The organism is Terrabacter sp. P5_B1 (assembly GCF_056400505.1).
Map to the genome: position 1 here is coordinate 1 of NZ_JBFULD010000123.1, position 11,090 is coordinate 11,090.

Consider the following 11,090-nt stretch of genomic DNA (forward strand, 5'->3'; position numbering starts at 1 on the left):
TTGCCACTGGGCTTGCCTCCCGGCTTGCCACCGCCGTTGCCGCCACCCGTGGGGGTCGGTGGGGCCGGAGTGGTGACGGCCTTGCCACTGGGCTTGCCTCCCGGCTTGCCACCGCCGTTGCCGCCACCCGTGGGGGTCGGTGGGGCCGGAGTGGTGACGGCCGGTTGCTGGGTCTGCGGGGTCTGCGGGGGCTGCGGGGTCTGTGGGGTCTGTGGCGTCTGCTGCTGCCGGCCGCCACCGCCGCGCGAGGTGTAGATCGTCACGAAGGTGCCGCTGGGCGCGCTCCCGTAGGGCGAGGTGCCGGCGACGAGGCCACTGGGCACCGACGAGCGCATGGTGCCCCCGAAGCCGGCGGGGTACCCGGCGGCCTGGAGGGTCGAGATCGCCTCGGACACCGACAGCCCCGTCACGCTGGGGATGACACCCGGAGGCGTTCCGGTGCCCTGCGTGAACTTGGCTGAGGGCTCCGTGAACGGCACGATCGGCTGGCCCTGGAGGGCGCCGTTCATGATGCCCTTCCAGATCGGGGCGGCGATCGCGGCACCGTGCATGACGGGGTAGAAGGTGCCACCGACGGTGACGTCCTTCATCACTCGGGAGATGGGGTCGTAGGGCGTGCCGACCCAGACAGCCGTCGCGAGCTGCGGCGTGTAGCCGACGAACCACGACTCGTTGTTGTTGTTGGCCGTACCGGTCTTGCCGGCGGCCGGGCGCGCCCCACCGTCGAGCTGGTTGCGGATGCCGGAGCCGTTGGTCATGTTGTACTCGAGGAACTTGTCGGTCGCGTGCACGACGTCGGGGTCGACGACCTGGGTGCACGTCGTCTTCGGCTCGGCCAGCACCTTGCTGCCCTGCGAGACCTTCGTGACCGCGATCATCGAGCACTTCTTGCCGTCCGCGGCGAGGACGCCGTAGGCCTGCGCCACTCCCTGCGGGGAGACGTCGGAGGCGCCGAGGATGTACTGCGGCGCATACTTCCCGACCGGCTGCCCATCGGACTGGTGCAGGCCGAGGCGGAGCATGGTGTCGCGCACCTTGCAGCCGCCGAGCTGCTGTGCGAGCGCCACGAAGGCCGTGTTGGTCGACAGCGCGGTCGCCTTCATGAGGCTGATGCTGCCGCCGGGAAAGAACGTGTCGTTGTCGACGTTCMACTGGCCGCCCGGTCCGCAGCCGCCAGGGAAGTCCTTGGGCTGGTAGGCCGCCATGTGACCGTCGCCGGCCGCCTTGGCGTTGACGCTCGCCCGCAGCGTCATCCCGGACTCCATGGCGGTCACGAGGGCGAAGGCCTTGGCGGTGGACCCGAACTGGAAACCGCCCGATCCGCCCCAGCGCTGGTCGAGGGCCCAGTTGATGCCCGTCTTGCCGGACGACTCCTTGTCCACGGTATAGGTCGTGTTCTGGGCGAAGGCGAGCACCTTGCCGGTCGAGGGATCCGTGACGTAGGCAGCGGCGCCGACGCGGGACCGGTCGCCGATCGGCACCTTCTTGGTGAGCTCCTGCTGCGTCACCCGCTGCACCCGCGGGTCGAGGGTGGTCTGGATCGTGACGCCGCCGCGGTAGAGCATCCGCTTGCGCTCCTCGACGGTCTTGCCGAGCTCGGGCATCGCCAGCGCGTAGTTGACGATGAAGTCGCACCAGTAGGGGTAGGGCGACGCGAGGCACGTGCTCTTGGGCTGCTGCACGCGCATGTCCTGCTTGAGGGTGCGCTTCTTCGCGTCGGTCCACTGCTTGTCCGTGATCCGGCCGAGCTCGTGCATGCGGTCGAGCACGACGTTGCGACGGGCCACCGCCTTCTTCGGGAAGTTCACCGGGTCGGTCGTGCCGGGGTTCTGCGTCAGCCCGGCGAGGAGCGCTGCCTGGGAGAGGCTCAGCTTGTCCGCGTGGATGCTGAAGTAGTGCAGGGATGCCGCCTCGACGCCGTAGGCGCGGTCCCCGTAGTAGACGAGGTTGAGATAGCCCTCGAGGATCTGGTCCTTGGTGAGCTTCTTCTCCAGCGTGATCGCGTACTTCAGCTCCTTGAGCTTGCGCATGTAGTCCTTCTTCACCGCTGCGGCCGCCGCCTGCGTGTTGCCGGAGTTGAGCGCGGAGTACTGCAGGGAGATCTTGACGTACTGCTGGGTGAGCGACGAGGCTCCTGAGGTCGTCGCGCCGCTGCGGATGTTGGAGATCGCAGCACGCAGGACACCTTGGAGGTCGACGCCGCCGTGCTCGTAGAAGCGGTGGTCCTCGATCGCGACCTGGGCCTCACGCATGATCGGCGCGACCTTGCTCAGCGGCACGATGGTGCGGTTCTGCTCCTGCGGCGTCGCGATGACGGAGCCGTCGGCGGCCAGGATGCGGGAGGTCTGGGCGAGCGGATCGGTCGTGAACTCGCTCGGAAGCTCGTTGAAGACGTCGACGCCGCTGCGGGCGAGAGCACCCGTGGCGCCCACCGCGGGCATCACCAGGCCGGCGGCGAGCAGTCCGAGCACGAGCGCGGACGCGAGAAACGCGCCGAGCAGGCTGATGACGCCGCCGATCGAGGTAGTGCGTGAAGACATGGGGCCAAGGGTAACCGCTCGCTCCATGGCCACCGGGTTTGTGCGTGGGCCGGTGCGGCCGGTGCCGCCTGTGCCTCCGTGGCGCCTGGGTGCGCTGTCCGGTAACCAAGGCACGGTGGTCAGGTGACTAGTCACCTGCTCGCCTAAATGATGCATAGAGCCTATGTCGGACCGGGCCTCACGCTCGTAATGTCTCGTTTGGGCCTAAGGGGGGTCCGCGTGACCAGGATCGGTGGGACGGTCCGGGTCTGCTCGGTGTCATGGGAGGTGCCGAGCGGGGAGGGGTAACACAATGAGTGCTGTCGTCATGGTGGATCCGTGGGTGGACGAGTGGGCCAGTCAGGCCAGCTGTTCCGGGGCGGACCCTGATGCACTGTTCGTCAGAGGCAAGGCCCAGCACGACGCGAAGGCCGTCTGCAAGACGTGTCCTGTTCTCGCGCAGTGCCTGGCCGAGGCCCTCGACAACAGGACCGAGTTCGGCGTCTGGGGAGGCATGACCGAACGCGAGCGTCGAGCCCTGCTGCGCAAGCGGCCCGACATCACGTCGTGGAAGTCGGCGCTCCGGGCAGGCATGGCCTCCCAGAGCAAGCACGTCTGAGGCGATGGGCAAGCACCTCTGAGGCGCTTCCACACGTGGACGGGGCCGTGACCACCCACCGGGTGCGTCACGACCCCGCCAGCGCGTGCCCGATCTCGCGCAGGCCGTCGAGGTCGTGGACGTCGCGCCCGAGCGCCGGCACCTGAACCACGGGTATGCCGGGGTGTGACCGCGAGAAACGGTCGGCCAGCTCGCGCTGTCGCTCGGCCGTCCGGACCAGCGCCGCATGCAGCCGGAGCAGGCCGGCGGCGTTCGACGCCGACTTCGGGCCGCCGCCGTCCTCGAGGGCCTCGGCGGCGGCGAGGGCCCGCGACGGGCTGATCCCGGTCGCCGAGACGCGCCCGATGCGGTTGACGACGAGCCCGGCCAGCGGCATGCCGTCCGCTTCGAGGCGGTCGACGAAGTAGGACGCCTCGCGCAGCGCGTCCCGCTCAGGCGCGGCGACGACGAGGAAGGCCGTGCCCTCCTCCGAGAGCAGCCGGTAGGTCTCGTCGGCGCGCTCGCGGAAACCTCCGAACATCGTGTCGAGAGCATTGACGAACGTCTGGACGTCCGTGAGCATCTGGCCGCCGAGGATCTTCGTCATCGTCCCGGTCACGAGTTGCACGCCGACGCCGAAGACCCTGAGGCCCGCGCGTCCACCGGCCTTGGCCGGGGCGGTGAGCAGCCGGATGAAACGCCCGTCGAGGAAGCTGCCGAGCCGGTTGGGGGCGTCGAGGAAGTCGAGGGCCGAGCGCGACGGCGGGGTGTCGACGACGATGAGGTCCCACGGGGCGTCCTCGGTGCCGGCGCTCGCCTTGAGCTGGCCGAGCTTCTCCATGGCCATGTACTCCTGCGTGCCGGCGAAGGAGCTGCTGACGGCCTGGTAGAAGGGGTTGGCGAGGATCTGCTCCGCCTTGTCGGGCTCGGAGTGGGCCAGGACGACCTCGTCGAAGGTCCGCTTCATGTCGAGCATCATCGCGTGGAGGCTGCCGCCTGCCGTCGTGTCGATGTCGGTGACGGGACGGGGCGTGTTGTCGAGCTCGGTCAGGCCGAGCGACTGGGCGAGACGGCGGGCCGGGTCGATGGTCAGGACGACGACCTTGCGTCCTGACTCGGCTGCCCGCAGGCCGAGCGCCGCGGCCGTCGTCGTCTTGCCGACACCGCCGGAGCCGCAGCAGACGACGATCTGGGTGCTCGGGTCGTCGATGAGGGCGTCGACGTCGAGCGCCGGGGCCTTGCTCGAGACCGGGCCCGGGCTCATGCCTCCACCCGTTCGGTCGCGGAGTGACGGACGAAGAGCGGCACGAGCAGGTCCGCGAGCTCGCGCACCGAGCCGGAGTCGACGCCGGTCGGCAGCGCGGGAAGCTGGACGATCGGCAGCCCCGTGGCCTCGAGGAGCGCGAGCTGCTCGCGCTCGAGGTCGWTGCGCTCCGCGTGGTCGCGGGCCTCCTCGCGGAGCCCCGCGACGAGCTCGGGCGTCGCGCGGACGCCTGCCTCGGCGAGCTGGGTGCGGATCGATGCCTTGTGCAGGCGGCCCCCGCGCGCCTGGTCGAGGGCGACGTCGTCGAGGAGCRGTTCGCGCACCATGTTGACGACGACGGCGCCGGGGTGCAGGCCCTTGTCGCGCAGCTCGTCGATCGACTCGAGGCTCTCCTGCACCGGCATCTCCTCGAGGAGGGTGACGACGTGGACGACCGTCTGGTCCGACTGGAGCAGCCGCGTGATCGAGGTGGCCTGCGAGGCGATCGGCCCGACCCGCGCGAGGTCGGCCACCTCGGAGTTGACGGAGAGGAACCGGCCGATGCGGCCCGTCGGCGGTGCGTCGAGGACGATCCCGTCGTATGCCGGGGCGGCGTCGCCCTTGTGCCGGCCGTCGCGGCGGCGCCGGTTGGCCTCGTAGATCTTGCCGATGAGCAGGACGTCGCGCACGCCGGGGGCGATGGTCGTCGCGAAGTCGATGGCGCCGAACTTCTCGAGCAGCCGGCCGGCGCGGCCGAGCTTGTAGAACATCTGGAGGTACTCGAGCAGGGCCGCCTTGGGGTCGATGGACAGGCCGACCACCTCGCCGCCGCCGGGGAGGCGGACGATCCGGGTCTCCTCCGTGCCGAGCGGTGGCACGTCGAACGTCTGGCTGATGCCCTGCCGGCCCTCGACCTCGGTGAGCAGCACGTGGCCCGGTGCGGACCCCAGGGCGAGGGCGATCGCCGAGGCGACGGTGGTCTTGCCGGTGCCACCCTTGCCCGTCACGACGTGCAGTCGCGCGCGCGCCCAGTCCGTCGTCACGCGTCCCACCATAGGGCGGGGCGGCTCCCGATCAGCCCCGACCCCACGGCACACGTCAGTGCTGCGTGGGGTGGAGCACTGACGCAGGGAACGGGCGGCAGCGGGTGGCGCTCGGCCATCCGCCGGCGTCAGGGCGCCGGCGTCAGGGCGCCGACGTGAGGGAGCGGACGGCGGTGAGGACGTGGCTGAAGGCGGGCGTCGTCGGGTCGATCACCGCGAAGTGGTCGGCGCCCTCGACGAGGTCCTCCGTCACGTCGCCGCCGGCAGCCCTGGCCCTGGTCACGTAGGCATCGGCGACCGCGTGCGGCACGGTGTCGTCGTCCGCGCCGTTGACGAGCCGCACCGGCACCTTCGGCGGCAGCGTCGACATGGGGTCGGCGGACCACCAGGCCTCGGTGCCCGGTCCCGACCCGACGAAGTCGCGTGTCGCGTCGGAGCCCAGGTGCATCCGGTCGGCGATCCCGAGGTCGACGACCCCGGCCAGCGACACGACGCCCGCGATCCCGCGCGCGTGGGCCCACGGCTGCCCGGCCGCCCAGGTGACGAGCTGTCCGCCGGCGGAGTGACCGACGAGGACGAGCGGCTTGGGCAGGTCGGCCTGCGACGAGACCGCCGCGAGGAGGTCGCGCACGTCGTCGAGGGTCCCGGGAACGCCGCCGCCCGGCATACCGACTCGGCGGTACTCCGCGAGCACGACGTGGTAGCCGGCCGCAGCGAACGCCTGGGCCTCGGGGCGCGCGTGCTCGCGGTCGTACTGCTGACGCCAGAAGCCGCCGTGGACGACGACCACCGTGCCGGCAGCGGCGGGAGCCGCAGGGGCCGGCGGGATCACGTCGTAGACCTGCGCCGGGTCGCTGCCGTAGGAGCGAGTCGTCGCCTGGGCGGGAGACGTCTGGTCGGGGCGGCTGCTCATGGGCGTCATCGTGTCAGCAGCGCCACCGGCGCACCCGCCGAGAGCCGTCAGCGCACTGAGTAGGGTGAGGGCCATGACCCAGTGGGAGTACCTCACCGCACCGCTTCTGATCCACAACACCAAGCAGATCCTCGACAACTTCGGGGCGGACGGGTGGGAGCTCGTCCAGATCGTCAACGGTCCCGACGGCACGAGCCTCGTCGCCTACTTCAAGCGCCCGAAGTCCTGAGGAGCCGATCGATGTCTGCCGTCGAAGACCGCCTGTCCGGGCTCGGCCTCACCGTACCCGAGGTCGTGCCGCCCGTCGCCGCCTACGTCCCCGTCGTCCGCGAGGGCGACCTCGTCTTCACCTCGGGCCAGCTGCCGATGGTCGACGGCTCGCTCGCCGCGACCGGCAAGGTCGGGGCGGAGGTCGACGCCGACACCGCCAAGTCCCTCGCCGAGACCTGTGCCCTCAACGCGATCGCGGCCATCAAGTCCGAGATCGGTGACCTCGACACCGTGTCGCGTGTCGTCAAGGTCGTCGGTTTCGTCGCCTCCGACCCGGGCTTCACCGGCCAGCCCGGGGTCATCAACGGCGCGAGCGAGCTGCTCGTCAAAGCCTTTGGCGACAAGGGGATCCACGCCCGTTCGGCCGTCGGCGTGGCTGCGCTCCCGTTGGACGCACCCGTCGAGGTCGAGGTCATCGTCTCCGTCGCCCGATGATCGTCGCGTGATCGGCGCGTGACCGACACCGTGAACCGTCGGTTCTCCCTGACCACCACGCCGGGCATCTCCGACGCGGCCTCCCGCTGGCTTGCCGGCGAACGGTGGGACGAGGCGACCCCCCGCCGCGCGAGCACCGTGATGCTCGTGCGCGACGGGGACGCCGGGCCCGAGGTCTTCATGCTCAGGCGCGTCTCCGGGATGGAGTTCGCGCCGAGCATGATGGTCTTTCCCGGGGGCGGCGTCGACGAGCGTGACAGCGAGGCCCGTCTGCCGTGGGCCGGCCCGTCGCCTGCCGAGTGGGCGGAGCGGCTCGGCTGCTCGCCCGCCGAGGCGCAGATGTACGTCGCTGCGGCGGTGCGCGAGGTCTTCGAGGAGTGCGGCGTGCTGCTCGCGAGCCCGTCCGCGAGCGGGCCGCTGGCCAGGGTCGACGACCCCGAGTGGCGCGACATCCGGCTCGGTCTCGTCGACCGCCGGCTCTCCCTCGCCGAGGTCCTGCACGACCGGGGGCTCGTCCTGCGGTCCGACCTCATCGTCGCCAAGGCGCACTGGCTGACCCCGGTCTTCGAGCCGCGGCGCTACGACACGTGGTTCTTCGCCGCGCTCATGCCGGCCTCGCAGGTGGCCGACGGCGAGACCACCGAGGCCGACCACGCGGACTGGTTCGTCCCGTCCGAGCTGCTGGGGGCGTATGCCGCGGGCACGGCTCTCATGCTGCCGCCGACCGTCATCTGCGTGGAGGAGATCCGCGACGCGCCCTCTGCTGCAGCGGTGGTCGTGCACAGCGACTCCCTGCCGCTCATCATGCCGGAGGTCGTCGACGGCCCGGACGGGGCCGCCATGGAGATCGTCGAACGATGAGGTGCGGGGTGGGACGTCGGTGAAGGGCGAAGCAGCGGACCACGCCTGGCACGGCGGTGTGACGACCGAGCGCGCCGAGTGCGTGCYGTGCCCCAACCCGTCGCCGATGACCCTCGACGGCACCAACACGTGGCTGCTCGCCGAACCCGGGTCCGATGAGGTCGTCGTCGTCGACCCGGGCCCGCTGGACGAGAGCCACCTGCAGCACGTCCTGCGCCGGGTGGCCGACTCCGGCCGACGGGTGGCACTCACCCTGCTCACGCACGGCCACGACGACCATGCCGAGAGCGCGGACCGCTTCCACGAGCTGACGGGTGCGCCGGTGCGGGCGTTCGGCCGCGGCCACGACGACCTGCGCGCCGGYGAGACCGTCACGGTCGGCGGTCTCGAGATCCTCGCCGTCGAGACGCCCGGTCACACGAGCGACTCCTTCTCCTTCGTCCTGCCGGCCGACAACACGCTGCTCACCGGCGACACCGTCCTCGGTCGCGGCACGACCGTCGTCGCATGGCCCGACGGCAGCCTCGAGTCCTACCTCGCCTCGCTCGACCGCATCGAGGCCCTGACCCGGTCCGGGGTCGTCACGAGTCTGCTCCCGGGCCACGGGCCGTTCGTCGCCGATGCCACCGCGACGGTCACCTTCTACCTCCGGCACCGCTCGGAACGACTGGACCAGGTGCGCGACGCGGTCGCCCGAGGTGCGCAGACGGCATACGCCGTCGTCGAGCAGGTCTACGCCGACGTGCCACGGAGCGTCTGGCCGGCGGCCGAGCTGTCGGTGCGGGCCCAGCTGGAGTACCTCCGCGAGCACGGATGAGTGCTGATGAGCGCCGACGAGCTTCCGATGAGCCGCCGATGAGCATCGAGGCGATCGCCGCTGCGGCCGTGGCGCTCGTCGGTGACCGGCGCCGGGTCGTCCTGGGGATTGCCGGAGCACCGGGCGCGGGCAAGTCGACGCTGGTCGACGCGCTCGTCGGGGCCGTCGCCGCTCGCGAGGGGGTGGGCTGGGTCGCGCACGTGCCGATGGACGGCTTCCACCTCGCCGACGTGCAGCTCGACCGGCTCGGGGCACGCTCTCGCAAGGGGGCGCCCGACACGTTCGACGCCGAGGGCTATGCGCACCTGCTGGGCCGGGTCGTGGCCGAGCCGGACTCGTGGGTCTACGCTCCCGGCTTCGACCGCACCCTCGAGCAGCCGCTGGCCGCAGCGGTGGTCGTGCCGCCGTCGGCGCGGCTCGTCGTCACGGAGGGCAACTACCTGCTGCTGCCGGAGCCGCGCTGGGCGCGGGCGCGCGACCGGCTCGCCGAGGTCTGGTTCGTCTCGGGCGACGACGACGTGCGCCGGGCGCGCCTCGTCGAGCGGCACGTGACCTTCGGCAAGGAGCCGGCGGAGGCCGCGGCATGGGTCGAGCACAGCGACGAGGCCAACGCGCTCCTGGTCGCCGCCGCAGCAGACCGCGCCGACCGGCTCGTCGTCAACGGCCCGGACGGCTGGTTGCTCGACCGCTGAGCAACTGTGGTGACGGGCCGAACTCGAGTCCTCAGCGAGCGCGGCGCTTGAGCCGCTCGACGTCCTGCAGGAGGACGGCACGCGCCTCGAGTCGCAGCCAGCCGCGCGTCGCGAAGTCGGCGAGGGCCTTGTTGACCGTCTCGCGCGAGGCGCCGACGAGCTGCGCGAGCTCCTCCTGGGTGAGGTCGTGGGAGACCATGATGCCGCCCTCGACCGGACGGCCGAAACGCTCGGACAGGTCGAGCAGCGCCTTGGCGACGCGGCCCGGGACGTCGGTGAAGACGAGGTCGGCGAGGTGGGCGTTGGTGCGGCGCAGGCGCTGGGCGAGTGCAGCGAGCAGGGTCTTGGACACCTCGGGACGTCCCGTGAGGATCGCCGTCAGCGAGTCGTTGCCGAGGCCGAGCAGCTGCGTCTCGGCGACCGCGGTGGCGGTCATCGTGCGCGGGCCGGGGTCGAAGAGGCTGAGCTCACCGAACATCTCGCCCGGGCCGAGGATGGCGACGAGGTTCTCGCGGCCGTCCGGGCTCGTGCGGCCGAGCTTGATCTTGCCCTCGGCGATGACGTAGAGCGTGTCACCCCGGTCGCCCTCGTGGAACAGCACGTCTCCGCGCTCCATGTGCGACCGGCTCATCTCCGACTGCAGCGCGGAGGCCGCCTCGTCGTCCAGAGCCTTGAACAGGGGGGCGCGCCTCACCACGTCGAGATCCACGGGGTCAGTGTGCCACGTCGTCCGCGAGCCTCGCGTCGTCAGTCGTCGATGCGGAAGTCGATCGGCTTGCACACGCCGTTGTTCGACTTCTCCGCCGAGCAGGCGGTCAGGCCGACGACGAGGTCGGCCTCGGCCCGCAGGACGAAGCGGTCCCCGGCCCGCGAGGTCGGCGGGTCGATGTGCAGCTCGCCGTTCCGCTCGGCCCAGACGTTCATGAAGATGTTGAGCGTCGTCGAGATCCGGTCCGGGTCGACCCCGAAGCTCGCCATGTTCGTCGCGAGGTTCTCGAAGCAGCTCGGGTGGTAGGCACCCTCGAACTCCGGGTAGAGCAGGTCGAACGTCTGCTGCGAGCACGGCGTGAGGAGCAGGTCGTGGTGCCCGCAGGTGTCCTCGACGACGGTGGCCATCGGCCGGCTGCGGTTGCTGTAGAGCACGCTGCCGGTCGTCACGGCGGTCGAGTTGGCGTAGTCGATGGTGCGTCCCGAGCTCAGCCACTCGTCGCGGTCGGCGTCCATGACGGCGAAGAAGTCGCTGACCTGCTCGCCCGTCGGGTCCACGACCGTGAGGCGCTGCCCGGCCCGGAGGAGGAAGGCCGTGCCGGTCTGGGGTGCGAGCCGCGTCAGGGTCATGTCGTGGTCTCCGTGGTGTCGGTGGCGGGGGTCACGTGGAGCGGTGGCTGCCAGCCGCTCGCGTGGTGACGTCCGGAGTACTGCAGCGCCTCGGTGCTGTCGCCGTGGTCGGCGACCATCGGGTTGATGAAGCCCTGGAGGTCCTCGTCGCGGCGGCGGATCGTGGTGCGCATGCCGTCGAAGCGACCCTCGGCCCGGAGCTCCTCGAACTGGGCGTGGGGGTTGAAGACGAGGGTCGGCAGCGGTGCCCGGCGGGCCACGYGCGACGCAGCCGGGTGCAGCCCGACGATGAAGTAGGCGCTGCCACCTGCGCTGAAGGCGAAGTGGGGGTCGTTGGGGTCAGAGCCCACCCCGTCGGCCC

Annotated in this window: 13 protein-coding genes; 6 read left to right on the forward strand and 7 right to left on the reverse strand. The window is 71.2% G+C overall.

Annotation, left to right across the window (positions count from 1 at the left end):
- Positions 1-2,540: transglycosylase domain-containing protein (locus tag AC1DP0_RS10705; RefSeq protein WP_478084443.1), on the reverse strand; the 2,540-nt coding region annotated here is incomplete at its 3' end.
- 292 nt (positions 2,541-2,832) lie between these two features.
- Between AC1DP0_RS10705 and AC1DP0_RS10710 the strand changes: the two genes are divergently transcribed.
- A complete protein-coding gene (locus AC1DP0_RS10710; RefSeq protein ID WP_478084445.1) occupies positions 2,833-3,138 on the forward strand; it encodes a WhiB family transcriptional regulator in 306 nt (101 codons plus the stop codon).
- Positions 3,139-3,205: 67 nt separating this feature from the next.
- Here AC1DP0_RS10710 and bagB read toward each other — a convergent pair whose 3' ends face one another.
- The 3 genes from bagB to AC1DP0_RS10725 all read right to left on the reverse strand — a co-directional run bounded on the left by bagB (position 3,206) and on the right by AC1DP0_RS10725 (position 6,316).
- Positions 3,206-4,381 carry an ATPase BagB gene (gene bagB, locus AC1DP0_RS10715; protein WP_478084446.1) on the reverse strand — a complete coding sequence of 392 codons (1,176 nt, stop codon included), beginning with the start codon at positions 4,379-4,381 and terminating at the stop codon, positions 3,206-3,208.
- Complete coding sequence (gene bagA, locus AC1DP0_RS10720) at positions 4,378-5,415, reverse strand: ATPase BagA (RefSeq protein ID WP_478084448.1); 1,038 nt, start codon at positions 5,413-5,415, stop codon at positions 4,378-4,380. The genes bagB and bagA overlap by 4 nt, the downstream gene beginning before the upstream one ends.
- A 130-nt stretch (positions 5,416-5,545) precedes the next feature.
- Positions 5,546-6,316 (reverse strand): alpha/beta hydrolase family protein, encoded by a 771-nt coding sequence (locus tag AC1DP0_RS10725; protein WP_478084451.1) that lies wholly within the window; start codon positions 6,314-6,316, stop codon positions 5,546-5,548.
- 73 nt (positions 6,317-6,389) lie between these two features.
- Between AC1DP0_RS10725 and AC1DP0_RS10730 the strand changes: the two genes are divergently transcribed.
- Genes AC1DP0_RS10730 through AC1DP0_RS10750 form a run of 5 tightly spaced genes read left to right on the forward strand, consistent with a single transcriptional unit; the run spans position 6,390 to position 9,391 of the window.
- On the forward strand, positions 6,390-6,545 hold the full coding sequence (locus tag AC1DP0_RS10730; protein ID WP_142179199.1) for a DUF4177 domain-containing protein: 156 nt from the start codon (positions 6,390-6,392) through the stop codon (positions 6,543-6,545).
- Positions 6,546-6,556: 11 nt separating this feature from the next.
- Positions 6,557-7,021, forward strand: a complete 465-nt coding sequence (locus AC1DP0_RS10735) for a RidA family protein (protein ID WP_478084453.1) — start codon at positions 6,557-6,559, stop codon at positions 7,019-7,021.
- A gap of 18 nt (positions 7,022-7,039) precedes the next feature.
- Positions 7,040-7,882, forward strand: coding sequence for an NUDIX hydrolase (locus AC1DP0_RS10740; RefSeq protein WP_478084456.1), 843 nt, complete (start codon positions 7,040-7,042; stop codon positions 7,880-7,882).
- Between the two features lie 19 nt (positions 7,883-7,901).
- Positions 7,902-8,699 carry an MBL fold metallo-hydrolase gene (locus AC1DP0_RS10745; protein WP_478084457.1) on the forward strand — a complete coding sequence of 266 codons (798 nt, stop codon included), beginning with the start codon at positions 7,902-7,904 and terminating at the stop codon, positions 8,697-8,699.
- A complete protein-coding gene (locus AC1DP0_RS10750) occupies positions 8,696-9,391 on the forward strand; it encodes a nucleoside/nucleotide kinase family protein (protein WP_478084459.1) in 696 nt (231 codons plus the stop codon). Before AC1DP0_RS10745 ends, AC1DP0_RS10750 begins: the two co-directional genes overlap by 4 nt.
- A 31-nt stretch (positions 9,392-9,422) precedes the next feature.
- On the opposite strand, the gene AC1DP0_RS10755 is transcribed toward AC1DP0_RS10750, so the two are convergent.
- From AC1DP0_RS10755 to gntA, 3 genes are all read right to left on the reverse strand, one after another.
- A complete protein-coding gene (locus AC1DP0_RS10755) occupies positions 9,423-10,100 on the reverse strand; it encodes a Crp/Fnr family transcriptional regulator (protein WP_142179195.1) in 678 nt (225 codons plus the stop codon).
- Positions 10,101-10,138: 38 nt separating this feature from the next.
- Positions 10,139-10,729, reverse strand: coding sequence for a DUF1989 domain-containing protein (locus tag AC1DP0_RS10760; protein ID WP_478084461.1), 591 nt, complete (start codon positions 10,727-10,729; stop codon positions 10,139-10,141).
- The coding region (gene gntA / locus AC1DP0_RS10765; RefSeq protein ID WP_478084463.1) for a guanitoxin biosynthesis heme-dependent pre-guanitoxin N-hydroxylase GntA at positions 10,726-11,090 on the reverse strand (365 nt) is incomplete at its 5' end. The genes AC1DP0_RS10760 and gntA, both read right to left, overlap by 4 nt.

Excerpts from the sequence above, each read along its gene's own strand:
- AC1DP0_RS10710 (WP_478084445.1), top strand. The coding sequence starts at position 2,833 with ATGAGTGCTGTCGTCATGGTGGATCCGTGGGTGGACGAGTGGGCCAGT.
- bagB (WP_478084446.1), bottom strand. The coding sequence starts at position 4,381 with ATGAGCCCGGGCCCGGTCTCGAGCAAGGCCCCGGCGCTCGACGTCGAC.
- AC1DP0_RS10725 (WP_478084451.1), bottom strand. The coding sequence starts at position 6,316 with ATGAGCAGCCGCCCCGACCAGACGTCTCCCGCCCAGGCGACGACTCGC.
- AC1DP0_RS10730 (WP_142179199.1), top strand. The coding sequence starts at position 6,390 with ATGACCCAGTGGGAGTACCTCACCGCACCGCTTCTGATCCACAACACC.
- AC1DP0_RS10735 (WP_478084453.1), top strand. The coding sequence starts at position 6,557 with ATGTCTGCCGTCGAAGACCGCCTGTCCGGGCTCGGCCTCACCGTACCC.
- AC1DP0_RS10750 (WP_478084459.1), top strand. The coding sequence starts at position 8,696 with ATGAGTGCTGATGAGCGCCGACGAGCTTCCGATGAGCCGCCGATGAGC.
- AC1DP0_RS10760 (WP_478084461.1), bottom strand. The coding sequence starts at position 10,729 with ATGACCCTGACGCGGCTCGCACCCCAGACCGGCACGGCCTTCCTCCTC.